The organism is Halomonas sp. (assembly GCF_034520545.1).
In the GTDB taxonomy this organism is placed as follows: Bacteria; Pseudomonadota; Gammaproteobacteria; order Pseudomonadales; family Halomonadaceae; genus Halomonas.
This window is the reverse complement of record NZ_JAXHNN010000010.1, coordinates 997,653-1,012,479: the sequence shown is the minus strand read 5'-3', so window position 1 is coordinate 1,012,479 and position 14,827 is coordinate 997,653. Positions and strand designations below refer to the sequence as shown.

Here is a 14,827-nt window from a genome sequence, read left to right as displayed (position 1 = left end):
GATTCAGCGTGCCAGCAGTCGTCCCAGCTCGGGGTCGCGGAAGGCGCGGTCGAGGCCGTCCGAAAGCAGCTCGTTGACCATGCGGGTGTTGGCCTTCTTGCCGGGGCGCATGGCATAGCTTTGAGTGCGGCGCGACGTGTAGGTGCCGGTATAGGTGTTGCCGTCGTTGGTCGCCTCGGCGATCAGCACCGACTCGATCCGTGCCTCGTCGATGACGGGACGACTCTTGCCACGCTCGTAGCCCAGGTGATCCAGGGTGAGTGTCAGGCTGGGCCTTCCTTTGGCCTGCTCGGTGGTGGGAGTGAAGCCCATTTCCCTCAAGGCGCGTTCCGCCTCCGTCTGCAGCCGTGGCACCAGCTCATGGGCATCCACGGTGATCACCGCGGTGGACATGGCGCTGCCGGTACGGGTGCCGATGACGTCGCTGTCGCGACCGTCCACGGCCGTCACGGTGACTTCCTGGCCGCTACCGCTCTGCGGCACCTGGGCCGTGCGCTTGGGGTCGAGTTGCAGGTAGTGAGGGTTGGAACAGCCGGCCAGCCAACCGGTGGCGAGCAGCAGGGTGCAGGCACCCAGGACATGACGACGCTGCATGAGAAGTCTCCTGAAGATGGCAGGGCATCGAGTATAGCCTCCGGCCTAGGTAGCGGGAACCGGTGACGCGACCCGTTCCCTGCTAGGGGTTACACTGCAGGGATAGCCACAGGAGCTGCGACATGATCCGACCCGCCACCCGGGAGGAGATCCCGCATCTTGTCGACATCTGGCTGCGTGCCTCCCAGCAAGCCCACCCCTTCATTGATGAGGCCTACTGGAGAGCGCGTGCCGATGACATGGCGCTTCGCCGTCTGCCCGCCTGCGAGGTGCAGGTGCTGGAAGCCGGCCGACGCGTGATCGGTTTCTGTGCCATGCATGGTGATCATCTCGAGGCGCTGTTCGTGGACCCCGAGGTACAGAGCTTCGGGCACGGCAGTGGCCTGATGGCTCACGCCATGGCGGGCCACTCGTCCATCACCCTGTGGGTCTATTCCCGTAACGTGCGCGCCGTCTCCTTCTACCGACGGCTGGGTTTCAGCATCGTCGATGAGCGCGAGGATCCGGAAACAGGTGAACAGGAGTCGCTCATGGTCTGGCCCCTGTTGGAACAGGAAAAAACCGCACCCCGAGATTGAAGCGGGGTGCGGAGCTTAGCGAGAGCTCAGAGACCGATGGCGGACGAGGTGGAGCGGCGTGGGTCAGCCCCTCCATAGAACATGCCGTCGCGGATTACGATGGATTGGGCAGCCCCCATGGCTTCCTGCTGACTGATGGTGTGACCACGTTGCTTCAGAATATCCAGGGTGTCCGGGCTGAAGCCATCTTCCACACGAATCTCGTCGGGTAGCCACTGGTGATGCATACGTGGTGCGCTGACAGCCGACTGAATGTTCATACTGTGGTCGATAACATTCATCAGCACCTGCAGGGTGGTGGTGATGATGCGCGACCCCCCTGGGCTGCCGGTGATCAGGAAGTTCTTGTCGTCGTACTTGACGATGGTCGGGGTCATGGACGAGAGCATGCGTTTTCCGGGCTCGACCTTGTTGGCCTCGCCACCGATCAGGCCATAGGCATTGGGCACGCCGGGCTTGGCCGAGAAGTCATCCATCTCGTTGTTGAGAAGAAACCCGGCGCCATCAACGACAATCCCCGAGCCGTAGCTGAAATTGATCGTGTAGGTGTTGGATACTGCAAGCCCGTTGCCGTCGATAATGGAGAAATGCGTGGTCTCGTTCGATTCGTAGGGTAGGGGATTGCCGGGGCCTATATCCGCGCTGGGCGTGGCTTGGTCCATGCTGATCTGGGCACGCAATTCCTCGGCATACTCCTTGGAGGTGATGCCATCCAGTGGCACATCAACGAAGTCGGTATCACCCAGGTACTCGGAGCGGTCGGCGTAGGCGCGTTTCATGGCCTCGGCCATGACGTGCATGCTGTCGGCCGAGCCGAACCCCATCTCGGCGATCGGATAGTCTTCGAGAATGTTGAGCATCTGCACGATGTGGGCGCCGCCAGAAGAGGGCGGGCTCATCGCGTAGATGTCGTAGCCGCGATAATTGCCGTAGCTGGGTTCCCTGACGACCGGTTCGTAACCTGCCAGGTCTTCCATGGTGATCAGGCCGTCATGGTTTTCCATTTCGGCAACGATCAGCCGTGCGGTTTCGCCCTCGTAGAATTCCCGGGCCCCGTTCTCGGCAATGCGCTTGAGCGTGGCGGCGAGGTCCGGCTGGCGGTAGATGTCGCCAACTTCATAGGCTGAGCCGTCCTCCTTGAAGAACTTGGCCATGCTGGCCTCCCACGGCTCGAAGCGTGCCTTGCTGTCCTGAATCCCTTGCACGAACCGCGAAGGCACGGCAAAGCCTTCCTCAGCGAGGCGAATGGCGGGTGCTAGCGCCTCGGCCAGACTCAAGGTTCCGTACTCATCGAGCGTCATGGCAAGTCCTGCCACGGTACCCGGCACCCCGGCAGCGAGATGGGTGTAGCGAGAACGTTCGGTGACGGGTTCACCATTCTCGTCCTGGAACATCGTCTCGGTGGCCGCCGCCGGGGCGGTCTCGCGATAGTCGATGGCCACTACTTCACCGCTCTGTTCGTCGGAGATCAGCATGAAGCCACCGCCACCGATATTGCCGGAGCGTGGCTGGGTGACTGCCAGGGCGAAGCCGGCGACCACTGCTGCGTCCACGGCATTGCCACCTTGTGCCAATACGTCACGCGCCACTTCGGAGGCCAGGAAGTGGCTAGTGGCCACCATGCCCTTGGCACTCTCCTGAGGATGAAAACGCGACCCTTCCAATATCGCTTCCTGGGCCATCGCCAGCGGCGAGAGCATCAGCGTAGCGCTCAGAATTCCGGCCAACACATGCCTGGTGGGAGATTTCACGGGGCGAGTATCAACCCCCCGCGATGGCGACGTTCGATGCTGAGACATGACTTTTCCTTTTTTGACTTGTTTTATTTCTGGCGGATCTCAGTATTGGAGTATCGCCTGGATTTTTGCAAGCTCTGCCAGTGTTGCTCTTTGAGCTGCTAAAATGCCGTTCCAGTTCAGTAATTCACAGGAATCGCCCGGCATGAACGAATCCCGTCCGAATTTTCTTTTGGCGCCCTCCATCTTGTCTGCTGATTTCGCCCGGCTGGGTGCGGAGGTGGATGATGTCCTGGCCTCCGGCGCGGATATCGTCCATTTCGACGTGATGGACAACCATTACGTGCCCAACCTCACGATCGGGCCGATGGTCTGCGAGGCTCTGCGCAAGCACGGGGTGAGCGCACCCATCGACGCCCATCTGATGGTCAAGCCGGTGGACCGGCTGATCGGCGATTTCATCGACGCGGGGGCCAGCTATATTACCTTTCACCCGGAGGCCTCCGACCATATCGACCGTTCGCTGCAGCTGATCCGTGACTCTGGCTGCCAGGCCGGTCTGGTCTTCAACCCGGCCACGCCGCTCTCCTTCCTCGACTACGTGATGGACAAGGTCGACATGATCCTGCTGATGAGCGTCAACCCAGGCTTCGGTGGGCAGTCTTTCCTGCCCGGCACGCTGGATAAGCTGCGCGAGGCCCGGCGGCGCATCGATGCCTCGGGGCGCCCGATCCGTCTGGAGATCGATGGCGGAGTAAAGGTCGACAACATCGCCGAGATCGCCCAAGCCGGCGCCGACACCTTCGTGGCCGGCTCGGCGGTGTTCAAGGCGCGCAACGAGGCCGACCCGCATCGCTACGATAGCGTGATCCGCGACTTTCGCGACCAGCTGGCCAGGGTATAGGTCGCCCCTTGGCAGAGACGGTTACGGCCACCCTATGGCATCTCTACCTGGTTGAGACGGCCGGCGGTGCGCTTTATACAGGGATTACCACCGACGTGGCCCGCCGCCTGGCCGAGCATCGTGCCGGCCGGGGGGCCAAGGCGCTGCGTGGCAAGGGGCCGCTGGTGCTTTGCCACCAGGAGCCTGTAGGCAGCCGTAGCGAGGCGTTGCGCCGCGAGGCCGAGATCAAGCGGCTTTCCGCCGCACGCAAGCGGGCCTGGCTGGAGGACAGGCTGGTCGGGCAAGGAGTGAGCATGCATCCCATTCTTGACGGTATCGAGTTGGTTACCTTCGACCTGGATGGCACCCTGATCGACTCGGTACCGGACCTGGCCTTGGCGGTCGACGCGGCCCTGGCTGAGCTGGGTCTGCCCGCCGCGGGCGAGGCCAGAGTGCGCGACTGGGTGGGCAACGGCTCATGGGTGTTGATGGAGCGCGCCCTGCGACACGCGGTCCTCGCCAGCTGCGGCGAGGCTGATCTGGCGACTGATCTCCGAGGGGGCGCTGTGAACCCCTCCCTGGGCGCTACCGATGCCATCCCTGGCATAGGACCCCCTCTACGATCAGTCCCCAGCGCCTCGCCGGATATCGACAGCGCCCTGCTGGAGCGCGCCCATGCCGCTTTTCTGGCGCACTATGGTCGCGCCCCCGGCGCCCATACCCGGCTCTACCCCGGGGTGCGGGAAGCGCTGGACGCCCTGCGCGACCGTGGGCTTCCGCTGGCGCTGGTGACCAACAAGCCTTACGCCTTTATCTCCCCGTTGCTGGAGGGCGTGGGTCTGGCCAAGCATTTCGGCCTCTGGCTGGGAGGCGACAGCCTGCCCGAGAAGAAGCCCGACCCGGCCCCGCTATGGCATGTTGCGGCTCATTTCGAGGTCTCCCCCCCGGCCTGCCTGATGGTCGGTGACTCGCGCCATGACATCGAGGCCGGTCGCGCCGCAGGGTTTCGAACCCTGGCTGTGCCCTACGGCTACAATCACGGCGAGTCGGTGCGCGACAGCGCCCCGGATGGCGTGGTTGAATCGCTGGCGGAACTCGTTTAACGTGATTTCGGCTAATGCTATAAGCGCGGCCCAATCAATACGTTATTGCTATAAGACAAGACGCGGAAACCCCTCGATGATCAGCCGCACGAAGCCGGAAACCCTCTCGACCGCCGATGGCGCCATACGATGTCTGCCCTGTTCGCCTGCCCGCTGCGGCTGGCGATGGTGATGCTCGCCTCGCGAGCCTGACCCGCTGCGCTCCTGCGCCTGCCATCGCCAACCCGTCACATCGAGGATCCGGGCATGATGACTCCCGAACGTTTCCACGAGCTGGCCGACGCCGGTTACAACCGCATTCCGGTTACCCGCGAAGTGCTGGCCGATCTCGACACGCCGCTCTCCACCTACCTCAAGCTGGCCGACGCTCCCTGGACCTTCCTGCTGGAGTCCGTGCAGGGCGGCGAGAAGTGGGGGCGCTACTCGATCATCGGGCTGCCCTGTCGCGAACGTATCGAGATCCGTGGCTTTACCGTCAGTCATATCGTCGACGACGATCTCCAGGGCGCCGGTGAGGTGGAGGATCCGCTCGAGTGGATCGAGCAGTTCCAGGCCCGTTTCAAGGTGCCGCGCCTCGATGACCAGCCGCGCTTCGACGGCGGCTTGGTGGGCTACTTCGGCTACGACACCATCCGCTATATCGAGCCGCGCCTGCGGAGCGAAGCCGCCGTAAAGCCTGACCCGCTAGGCGTGCCGGATATCCTGCTGATGGTCTGCAACGACCTGGTGGTGTTCGATAATCTCTCCGGCCGCCTGACCCTGTGGACCCACGCCGATCCAGCCGAGGCCGGCGCCTACGCCGGCGCATTGGAGCGCCTGGAAGCCCTGGAGATTCGCCTGCGCAGTGCCACCCTCAATACCATCAGTCCCGGCACCGGGCGCGCCGCGGTAGAGGAGGGGCACTTTACCTCGGGGTTCACCGAAGAGGGCTTCAAGGCGGCGGTAGAGACAATCAAGGAGTATGTGCTGGCCGGTGACGTCATGCAGTGCGTTCCCTCCCAGCGCATGTCGATTCCCTACCAGGCACCGCCGTTGGACCTCTACCGGGCCCTGCGCAGTCTCAACCCCTCGCCCTACATGTTCTACCTGAACCTGGGTGATCATCAGGTAGCGGGTTCCTCGCCGGAGATCCTCACGCGGCTGGAGGACGGCGAGGTCACGGTGCGACCCATCGCCGGCACCCGCAAGCGCGGCCACAGCGAGGAGGAGGATCGGGCCCTGGAGGCCGACCTGCTGGCCGATCCCAAGGAGCTCGCCGAGCATCTGATGCTGATCGATCTGGGGCGCAACGACGTGGGACGCATCAGCGAGACCGGCTCGGTGAGGGTGACCGACCGGATGGTGGTCGAGCGTTACTCTCACGTCATGCACATCGTCTCCAACGTCGTTGGACGCCTCAAGTCGGGCCTTTCTGCCATGGACGTGCTGCGCGCCACCTTCCCGGCGGGCACGGTGTCCGGCGCGCCCAAGATTCGCGCCCTGGAGATCATCGACGAGGTGGAGCCGGTCAAGCGCGGTGTCTACTCCGGTGCGGTGGGCTACCTGTCCTGGCACGGCAACATGGACACCGCCATCGCCATCCGCACCGCGGTGATCAAGGACGGTGAGCTCCATGTCCAGGCCGGGGGCGGTGTGGTGGCCGACTCCGTGCCCGAGCTGGAGTGGCAGGAAACGCTCAACAAGGGCCGCGCCATCTTTCGTGCCGTGGCCATGGCCGAGCGCGGCCTCGACAACCTCGAGTGATACGCCACCCCTGAATGCCCTGCGTCTGGCCTTGGCCGGGCGAGCGCCCCGCGGCGGGAGAGAACGACCATGAAAGTCTGCATGATCGACAACTACGACAGCTTCACCTTCAACGTGGTGCAGTACCTGGGGGAGCTTGGCGCCGAGGTGGTGACCCACCGTAACGACGCCATCAGCCTGGAGGAGATCGAGGCGCTGGCCCCGAGCCATCTGGTGATATCGCCGGGGCCCTGTACGCCTGACCAGGCCGGGATTTCCATGGCAGCGATCCGTCGCTTCGCCGGTCGGATTCCTGTGCTGGGGGTCTGCCTGGGTCACCAGGCCATCGGTCAGGTATACGGCGGCAAGGTGGTCCGCGCCCCCCAGGTGATGCACGGCAAGACCTCGCGGATTCGTCACCTCGGCCAGGGGGTCTTCGAGAACCTCGAGGACCCGCTGGAGGTGACGCGCTACCATTCGCTGGTGGTGGAGCGCGATAGCCTGCCCGACTGCCTCGAGGTCACCGCCTGGTGCGACGACGATGATGTCACCCCGGGGCTGATCATGGGGCTGCGCCATCGTGAGCTGGATGTCGAGGGGGTGCAGTTCCACCCCGAGTCGATCCTGACCCGCCAGGGCCATGAGCTGCTGGCCAACTTCCTGAAACGTCGCTGAGCCGTGCCCATGCCAGAGGAGAGCAATGTCATGCAGATGCGAGAGGCCATCGGTGCGGTGATGCGCCGTGAGAACCTGAATTTCGCCGAGACCCATGAGGTGATGCGCCAGATCATGACCGGCGAGGCCAGCGATTCCCAGATCGCTGCTTTCCTGGTGGGCATGGCCATGAAGGGCGAGACTGCCGAGGAGATCAGTGCCGCGGCCCAGGTGATGCGTGAATTGATGAATCCGGTTCGGCTGCAGGCCGACAACGTGGTCGACATCGTCGGCACCGGTGGCGATGGCGCCAACCTCTTCAACGTCTCCACGGCCGCCAGCTTCGTGGTCGCCGCGGGCGGCGCCCATGTCGCCAAGCACGGCAATCGCGGCGTTTCTTCGTCATCGGGCAGTGCCGATCTATTCGCCGTGGCGGGGATCAATCTGAACCTGGATGCCGAGCAGGTGGGCCGTTGCATCGAACAGGTGGGTGTGGGCTTCATGTTCGCCCCCAACCACCACCCGGCGATGCGCTATGCGGTGGGCCCGCGTCGGGAGATGGGGGTGCGTACCCTGTTCAATATCCTGGGGCCGCTGACCAACCCCGCCGGCGCCCCCAATCTGGTGCTGGGAGTCTATGCCCCCGAGCTGGTACCACTGATGGCCGAGGTGCTGCGGCGCCTGGGCAGCGAGCACGTGCTGGTGGTACATGCCGAGGACGGTCTCGACGAGATTTCGCTGGCGCAGCCGACACTGGTCGCCGAACTCAGGGACGGCGAGATCCGCGAGTACACCATCACCCCTGAGACCTTCGGTATCGAACGCCAGTCCCTCGATCCGCTGCGGGTGAAGACCGCCGAGGACAGCCTGCGACTGGTCGAGCAGGCCCTGGTGGGCGAAGGGCCGGCGGCGGACATCGTCGGCCTGAATGCCGGTGCCGCTCTCTACGTCTCGGGGGTGTCCGACAGCCTCGCCGAGGGCGTGGCCATGGCCCAGGACGCCCAGGCCTCGAAGCTCCCGCTCGAGAAGCTCAGGGAACTCGCCAACTTCACCCGCGTGTTCAGCCAGTGAGGGCCAACATGACCGATAGCCGATCCTTGCCCACCATCCTCGAGCGCATCCTGTCCCGCAAGGAGGAAGAGGTCGCCGAGCGGCGCCGTATCGTCTCCGAGCAGGAGTTGCTGCGCCTGGCCGCAGAGCAGTCCGACCCGCGGGGCTTCGTCGCCGCGCTAGGCCACGTCATACAGGCCGGTGATCCGGCGGTGATCGCCGAGATCAAGAAGGCCTCGCCCTCCAAGGGCGTGATCCGCGAGGACTTCCGCCCCGGGGAGCTTGCCGCGAGCTACGCCGAGGGCGGGGCGGCCTGCCTCTCGGTTCTCACCGATGCCGACTTCTTCCAGGGCCACGAGGACTACCTGATCGAGGCCCGGGAGGCCTGTATGCTTCCCGTGATCCGCAAGGACTTCATCACTCACGGCTACCAGGTCAGTGAGGCACGCGCCCTCGGTGCCGACTGCATCCTGCTGATCGTCGCCGCCCTGGACGACGACCGCATGGCCGATCTGCACCGCCAGGCCGTTGAACTGGGCATGGACGTGCTGGTGGAGGTGCACGATGCCCTGGAGCTCGAGCGGGCGCTCAAGCTCGACCTCGCTCTGGTCGGGATCAACAATCGCGACCTGCATACCTTCGACACCCGCCTCGAGACCACCCTGGAACTTCTGCCGCGCATTCCCCCCGATGTAACCGTGGTTACCGAGTCCGGCATCCATACCCGCGATGACGTGCTGCGCATGCGCGAGCATGACATCAACGCCTTCCTCGTCGGCGAGGCCTTTATGCGCGAGGCCGACCCCGGCCAGGCGCTCAGGCGGTTGTTTTTCTGAGTTCTCGTTATCCTAACTCGACAGGGGGCAGCCAATGGCTGCCCCTTGTCGCTGCACGAAGTTGGCGTAGGGTTAGAAGCTCATCTCGAGACCGGCGAAGTAGGTGCGTCCGGCGGCGGGTTCGTAATAGCGTCCTCCGAAGGCGTTGATGCGCACGTTCTCGTAATACTCCTCGTCCAGCAGATTGCGGATCCCCAAGTTGGCGCCCAGCCGAGTATCGCCGTCGCCGAGGCGCCAGCTGTCGCCGCCCTTGAGGTTGAATAGCCAGTGGTCGTCGATCTTCACTTCGTTGGCGTTGTCGGCATAATAGTTGCCGGTGTACTGGGCCTGGAGGGTGACGAAACGGTCACCGCTACCGTACCAGGTCAGGCCATTGTGCCAGACCTGTCGCGGCTGCCCCGGCAGACGATTGCCGGCGAAGTCGTGTTCGCCGTCATCGAACCGGTCGAAGTGGTAGTCGGTCAGCGTCAAGGCGCTGGTCCAGCGCCAGGCCAGCGAGAAGCTCCAGTCCAGTCCCAGCTCGATACCGTCTCGGGAAGTCTTGCCGGCATTCTTGTAATAGGTCCTGCCGTCGGTCGCCTCGAAACCTATCAGCTCATCATCGACATCCACCGAGAAGGCCACCAACTCGTAGCCCAGGCCATTGCCGAAGATGCCGCGTAGTCCGACCTCACGGTTCAGCGCCTTCTGGGGATCGATCTCGGGGTTGAAGCCGCCGCGGCCATCGGGGCGGGCGAACTCGGTGAAGGTCGGCGTCTCGAAGGCGTTGCCTACCGTGGCATAGACCTGATGGTCGGGCCGGAAGCGGTAGCTCAGCCCCAGGCTGCCGGTCCATTCACGAAAGGTGCGCTCGCCGCTGTCGTCCTGGTTGTCGGCGAAGAAGCGGTCGTTGATGTCCATGCGCACCTGGTCGTGGCGGACGCCGGCGCTTAGCTCCAGTTTCTCGGTGAGCCCCAGCTCTGACTGCAGAAAGACACCCGCCGAGGTGGCATTCTGCAGTTCATCGCCGGTGATGCCAGTCACCTCACCCTGGGGATTCACTGAACGCCGACCACGATCGTCTTCCTGGCGCGCCAGGTCGATGCCTGTGACATAGCGTAGCGGCATTTCACCTACTGTGAGTGCCCCGGTGTAGTCGGCGCCGCCGCCGTAGTAGTTGCGCTCATAGTCGATCAGGCTGCTGCCCGGGAACGGCAGTTGCTGTTTGAAATCCCGGCGGCTGGCGAAGCCACGGATATTGATTTCGCCGCCCATGGCGTCGAGGTCTTCGTAGTGCAACCCGACCAGCTGCTGTTCCACGCTTTGCCGCGAATCCAGCGGGATTGCCACAGCGCGGGCCTGGCGTCGATTCTCTCTGACCTCCTCGAGGGTCAGGGCACTGGGATCCTCGGCGGTAGGCATGTCGAGAATGTTGACCAGTGCCGACAGGGTCCGGTTGTCGTCCAGGCGGTAACCGACTCGCGCATTGAGCAGCCGCTTCTCCACCTCGCTCTGTTCGCGGTAGCCGTCGAAATCCAGTGCCGAGACACTCACGCTGTGCACCCAGTTGCCGGTTTCGCCGCCATGGCGTAACGAGAGCTTGCGAAAGTCGTCGCTGCCGCCCTGTAGCTTGAGGAAAGGAGAGCGCAGCATCTCGCTACCGTCGCCGGTGGTGATGTCGATTACGCCACCTGCGGCATTGCCGTAGAGCACCGACGAAGGACCGCGTATCACCTCGATGCGCTCGGCGCTGTCCAGGTCCACGGCATCGATCTGGGCCTGGCCGTCGGGCAGGGTATAGGGGATAGCGTCGACCCGGATATGCAGGCCGCGGATACCGAAGGTGCCCCGGGCGCCGAAGCCGCGGCTGGAGATGCGCTGACCCTGGGCGAAGTTGTCGCGGTTCTGCAGGAAGATCCCGGGTACCCTGTCCAGGGCCTCATCCAGTCGAACGCCTTGTTCGCCCTGCTGGATCTCCTCCCGGGTCACGGCCGTGACAGCGGCCGGGGTATTGTAGAGGTCTCGGGCGAGCCGCGGGGCGCTCACTATGATGGTGGGCAGGGGCTGTGTTGCCGTGTCGACGGGTGCTTCCAGGTCTGCTGCTGTCGATGGTGCTGCACCAAGGGTCAGGATCAGCAGGAGGGAGAGGCGAGACCCAGGCATGACGGCTCCGAAGGCGGCTAGCGGTTCAGTAGCCAGAGTAGCCCCGACAGCAAGAGGCTGGCCAGAATCATGGTGGTGATGGGAAAGAAGATCGAGACGTTCTCGCGGCGGATCACGATGTCACCGGGCAGTTGGCCCAGGGGCAGTCGCGAGAGCCAAGGCCAGAGGAGCCCGATGGCAACGATCAGCAGTCCGATGAGGATCAGAGCGCGGTTCATGGGTATTGCCTCCTTTCGCGATGGGCGGAAGGTGGGATGCCCGCGGGCATAGCCGGCGGGCGGGCAGAGGCTAGCGGCTCTGCTTGAGCACCATCAGCAGGGCTTGCAGCGGGTGGGGCAACGTGACGTCGGAGAACCGTTTCGCCTGGCTGCGGCAGGAGTAACCTGTTGCCAGCAGCCTGCCGGCGTTGGCGTCATCCTCCACCACCGGCTGCCACGACTGAGCGTAGATGGTCTTCGAAGTCTCGCGGTTGCGTGCCTCATGGCCGTAGGTGCCCGACATGCCGCAGCAGCCGGTGCTGACCAGTTCAAGCTTCAGGCCGAAGGCGCCAAACACCTGCTGCCATGCCTTGGGACTCCCCGGGGCGTTGGTCTTCTCGGTGCAGTGGGAGAGCAGCCGATAGCCCGGGTCGCCGACGCTCAGGCCATTGGGTGCCAGCCGCAAGGCCAGGGCTGGAGACTGAGCCACCAGCCACTCCTGCAGCATCAGCACCTCGGGCACGGCGTCCGGCCCCAGCGCCTTCACGTACTCCTGGCGATAGGCCAGGGTCATGGCCGGGTCGATGCCGACAAGGGGCACGCCGAACTCGGCAAGGGTCTTGAGGCGTCGGGCCTGCTTCTCGGCGGTGCGTTCGAAGGCGCCCAGGAAGCCCTGGACATCGAGCGGCTTGCCGTTGGGCGAGTAGGGCGCCACGAACACCCGTACGTCCAGGCGTGAGAGCAGCTCGACGATATCCATCACCAGCTTCGCTTCGAAATAGCTGGTGAAGGCGTCCTGGACGAGCACTACGCTGCGCGCCTTCTGCGTCTCTGTGAGCAGGCCGAGCGACGTCGGCGTCGCCTCCGCTACGCCCCAGGCCGCCAGTTGCTTCTTCAGGCTGGCACGGGAGAGCCGTGGACTGTCGACCATGCCGATGGGGCCGGACAGTAAGCGGTCGACGAGTCGGTTGCCCAGGGCGGCGTTGTAGAGCGGTGCCACCCGAGAGAGAGTCGGCACCATGAACTCCAGGCTGCCGATCAGGTAGTCGCGTGGCGGGCGCAGGTAGCGGCCATGGTAGACCTCCAGGAAGCGCGAGCGCGAGTCCGGCACGTTGACCTTCACCGGGCACTGGCCGGCGCATGACTTGCAGGCCAGGCACCCGGCCATGGCGTCGTATACCTGGTGCGAGAAGTCCGCCTCGCCGCGCCGTCTGGCCAGGGTGTTTCTGAGCCGCACGGGGAAGTCCTTGATGAAGCCCCAGGCGCCCTCGGCCTTCTTCTTCCTCGACTCCTCGACCAGGTCGATACCGGCCTCGCCCTGCAGGCGCAGCCACTCGCGAATCAGGCTGGCGCGCCCCTTGGGTGAGTGGATGCGGTCGCGCGTGGCCTTCCAGGAGGGGCACATGGCGTCATCGGGATCGTAGTTGTAGCAGGCGCCGTTGCCATTGCAGTAAACGGTGGCGGCATGTGCCTGCCACACCCGTTCGTCGATGGTGCGGTCGAGCTGGCCTCGAGTCTGCACGCCGTCGATGGTCAGCAAACCCGGGTCCACCAGCCTGACGGTTTCTTCCTGAGTGACGTCGCTAGTGGCGGGTTGGGCAGGAGCAGTCTCTGCGGCGTCGAAGGACGTGAAGGGAGTCGCAATCTTCCCGGGGTTGAGCTGGTTATGGGGATCGAAAGCGGCCTTGATACGCTGCAAGCTGGGGTAGAGTTCGCCGAAGAACGTCGGTGCGTACTCGGAACGCACCCCCTTGCCGTGCTCGCCCCACAGCAGGCCGTGGTACTTCTGCGTCAGCTCGACCACCTCGTCGGAGACCTCGCGAATCAGCCGCGCCTGGTCGGGGTCCTTCATGTCGATGGCCGGGCGCACGTGCAGCACCCCGGCATCTACATGGCCGAACATCCCGTACTCGAGGTCCCGGGCGTCCAGGGCGGCGCGGAACTCGGCAATGAAGTCGGCCAGGTGCTCCGGCGGGACGGCGGTATCCTCGACGAAAGCAATCGGGCGCTTCTCGCCCTTGGCGTTGCCCAGCAGCCCCACGGCGCGCTTGCGCATCCCGTAGACTCGCTGAATCTGCTCACGGCCCTCGGCCAGCGTATAGCCGAGGCGCACGACGCTAGCGTCGGCTTCCAGGTGGTGGCAGAAGGCCGCGACGCGCTCGGCAAGCCGTTCGGGGTCGTCGTCGTTGAACTCGACCAGGTTGATGCCGCGAACCGGTGTCTCCCCCGAAGGAAAGAATTCCGCCACGCTGTCCCAGACGAAGTCCTCCATGGCCAGCATCAATACGGTGTCGTCCACCGTTTCGATGGAAGTGGGTCTGGCGGAACTCCCCTTCAGGGCCTTGGCGTCTCTCAGGGCGTCCATGAAGCCGGCGTAGCGCACGTTGACCAGGGTCGAATGCTTGGGGATCGGCAGCACGTTGAGCACCGCCTCATCGAGCAGGCCCAGCGTGCCCTCAGAGCCGCACAGCAGGCTGTTGATGTCCAGGCAGTTATCCGAATCTCTCAGATGTGCCAAGTCGTAGCCGGTCAGACAGCGGTTGAGTGGCGGGAACTTGGCCCTTATCAGCTCGCTCTGGGTGTCGATGACCTCCCGTGCGGTGCGATAGGCACGTCCGGTGACATCGCCGCGCGCGCACAGCGTCTCCAGCGCCTTTTCGTCGACTGGATAGCCGGTAAGGCGCTCGCCGCCCAGCAATAGGGTCTCTAGCTCGAGCACATGGTCGCGGGTCTTGCCGTACTCGCAGCTGCCCTGGCCGCTGGCATCGGTCGAGATCATGCCGCCGATGGTGGCGCGGTTGGAGGTGGAGAGGTCCGGTGCGAAGAACAGGCCGTGAGGCTTGAGCGCGGCGTTGAGCTGGTCCTTGACCACCCCGGCCTGGACCCGCACCCGGCGATTCTCCACGTCGATGTCGAGAATCCGGTTCATGTGCCGGGAGACATCCACCACCAGGCCGTCGGTGAGCGACTGACCGTTGGTGCCGGTGCCGCCGCCGCGGGGAGTGAGCACCACGCGGCGGTGCTCGTCGCGGCCGGCCAGCCGGGCGATGCACTCGAGATCCCGCGCATGCCGAGGATAGAGCACTGCCTGTGGCAGCCGCTGGTAGATGGAGTTGTCGGTCGCCAGTACCGTGCGGGCGGCATAGTCCGGGGCGATCTCGCCCGCAAAGCCGGCGGCCTCAAGGGCGTCGAGGAAGCGCAGGTAGCGAGCGTCGAGGCCCTCGATGCGGCGCGAATCGGCGGTGTCCAGTCGTGCGATCATGGTGTCGTGTTCAGTCTTGGCGCCACCACGGCAAGGCCGGGCGGGGAAGAGAGGATGGCCCTACTTTACC

Annotated in this window: 12 protein-coding genes and 1 pseudogene; 8 read left to right on the top strand and 5 right to left on the bottom strand. The window is 64.5% G+C overall.

The annotated features are described in order from the left end of the window. Window positions 1-3: 3 nt before the first annotated feature. Window positions 4-594, bottom strand: coding sequence for a YajG family lipoprotein (locus U5L98_RS13405; RefSeq protein WP_322558766.1), 591 nt, complete (start codon window positions 592-594; stop codon window positions 4-6). Window positions 595-716: 122 nt separating this feature from the next. Here U5L98_RS13405 and U5L98_RS13400 point away from each other — a divergent pair, with 122 nt between their 5' ends. Next, window positions 717-1,172: a GNAT family N-acetyltransferase gene (locus tag U5L98_RS13400; protein ID WP_322558765.1), complete on the top strand. Its 456-nt coding sequence runs from the start codon at window positions 717-719 to the stop codon at window positions 1,170-1,172. 26 nt (window positions 1,173-1,198) lie between these two features. Here the strand turns inward: U5L98_RS13400 and ggt are convergent, their stop codons facing one another. Beyond that, a complete protein-coding gene (ggt, locus tag U5L98_RS13395) occupies window positions 1,199-2,872 on the bottom strand; it encodes a gamma-glutamyltransferase (RefSeq protein ID WP_322558970.1) in 1,674 nt (557 codons plus the stop codon). A 241-nt stretch (window positions 2,873-3,113) separates the two neighbouring features. Here ggt and rpe point away from each other — a divergent pair, with 241 nt between their 5' ends. The 7 genes and pseudogenes from rpe to trpC all read left to right on the top strand — a co-directional run bounded on the left by rpe (window position 3,114) and on the right by trpC (window position 9,156). After that, window positions 3,114-3,812, top strand: coding sequence for a ribulose-phosphate 3-epimerase (rpe, locus tag U5L98_RS13390; protein ID WP_322558764.1), 699 nt, complete (start codon window positions 3,114-3,116; stop codon window positions 3,810-3,812). Window positions 3,813-3,820: 8 nt separating this feature from the next. After that, a pseudogene (locus U5L98_RS13385) lies at window positions 3,821-4,051 on the top strand (GIY-YIG nuclease family protein); the annotation flags it as partial. A gap of 54 nt (window positions 4,052-4,105) precedes the next feature. Next, a complete protein-coding gene (gene gph, locus U5L98_RS13380; protein ID WP_322558969.1) occupies window positions 4,106-4,894 on the top strand; it encodes a phosphoglycolate phosphatase in 789 nt (262 codons plus the stop codon). 249 nt (window positions 4,895-5,143) lie between these two features. Further along, a complete protein-coding gene (trpE, locus tag U5L98_RS13375; protein WP_322558968.1) occupies window positions 5,144-6,637 on the top strand; it encodes an anthranilate synthase component I in 1,494 nt (497 codons plus the stop codon). 69 nt (window positions 6,638-6,706) lie between these two features. Beyond that, window positions 6,707-7,291 (top strand): aminodeoxychorismate/anthranilate synthase component II, encoded by a 585-nt coding sequence (locus U5L98_RS13370; RefSeq protein WP_322558763.1) that lies wholly within the window; start codon window positions 6,707-6,709, stop codon window positions 7,289-7,291. Window positions 7,292-7,321: 30 nt separating this feature from the next. Then, complete coding sequence (gene trpD / locus U5L98_RS13365) at window positions 7,322-8,341, top strand: anthranilate phosphoribosyltransferase (protein WP_322558762.1); 1,020 nt, start codon at window positions 7,322-7,324, stop codon at window positions 8,339-8,341. Window positions 8,342-8,349: 8 nt separating this feature from the next. Continuing rightward, window positions 8,350-9,156: an indole-3-glycerol phosphate synthase TrpC gene (gene trpC / locus U5L98_RS13360; RefSeq protein WP_322558761.1), complete on the top strand. Its 807-nt coding sequence runs from the start codon at window positions 8,350-8,352 to the stop codon at window positions 9,154-9,156. Between the two features lie 72 nt (window positions 9,157-9,228). Here trpC and U5L98_RS13355 read toward each other — a convergent pair whose 3' ends face one another. The 3 genes from U5L98_RS13355 to U5L98_RS13345 all read right to left on the bottom strand — a co-directional run bounded on the left by U5L98_RS13355 (window position 9,229) and on the right by U5L98_RS13345 (window position 14,757). Next, window positions 9,229-11,298, bottom strand: a complete 2,070-nt coding sequence (locus U5L98_RS13355; protein ID WP_322558760.1) for a TonB-dependent receptor — start codon at window positions 11,296-11,298, stop codon at window positions 9,229-9,231. Between the two features lie 17 nt (window positions 11,299-11,315). Next, the gene (locus U5L98_RS13350) at window positions 11,316-11,516 is read right to left on the bottom strand and encodes a DUF2905 domain-containing protein (RefSeq protein ID WP_322558759.1); all 201 of its coding nucleotides are present in this window, start codon (window positions 11,514-11,516) and stop codon (window positions 11,316-11,318) included. 70 nt (window positions 11,517-11,586) lie between these two features. Continuing rightward, window positions 11,587-14,757, bottom strand: coding sequence for an FAD-binding and (Fe-S)-binding domain-containing protein (locus U5L98_RS13345; RefSeq protein WP_322558758.1), 3,171 nt, complete (start codon window positions 14,755-14,757; stop codon window positions 11,587-11,589). Window positions 14,758-14,827: the final 70 nt, after the last annotated feature.

Coding starts and splice junctions, on each gene's coding strand:
- U5L98_RS13405 (WP_322558766.1), bottom strand. CDS start 594: ATGCAGCGTCGTCATGTCCTGGGTGCCTGCACCCTGCTGCTCGCCACC.
- U5L98_RS13400 (WP_322558765.1), top strand. CDS start 717: ATGATCCGACCCGCCACCCGGGAGGAGATCCCGCATCTTGTCGACATC.
- ggt (WP_322558970.1), bottom strand. CDS start 2,872: ATGCTCTCGCCGCTGGCGATGGCCCAGGAAGCGATATTGGAAGGGTCG.
- rpe (WP_322558764.1), top strand. CDS start 3,114: ATGAACGAATCCCGTCCGAATTTTCTTTTGGCGCCCTCCATCTTGTCT.
- gph (WP_322558969.1), top strand. CDS start 4,106: ATGCATCCCATTCTTGACGGTATCGAGTTGGTTACCTTCGACCTGGAT.
- trpE (WP_322558968.1), top strand. CDS start 5,144: ATGACTCCCGAACGTTTCCACGAGCTGGCCGACGCCGGTTACAACCGC.
- U5L98_RS13370 (WP_322558763.1), top strand. CDS start 6,707: ATGAAAGTCTGCATGATCGACAACTACGACAGCTTCACCTTCAACGTG.
- trpD (WP_322558762.1), top strand. CDS start 7,322: ATGCAGATGCGAGAGGCCATCGGTGCGGTGATGCGCCGTGAGAACCTG.
- trpC (WP_322558761.1), top strand. CDS start 8,350: ATGACCGATAGCCGATCCTTGCCCACCATCCTCGAGCGCATCCTGTCC.
- U5L98_RS13355 (WP_322558760.1), bottom strand. CDS start 11,298: ATGCCTGGGTCTCGCCTCTCCCTCCTGCTGATCCTGACCCTTGGTGCA.
- U5L98_RS13350 (WP_322558759.1), bottom strand. CDS start 11,516: ATGAACCGCGCTCTGATCCTCATCGGACTGCTGATCGTTGCCATCGGG.
- U5L98_RS13345 (WP_322558758.1), bottom strand. CDS start 14,757: ATGATCGCACGACTGGACACCGCCGATTCGCGCCGCATCGAGGGCCTC.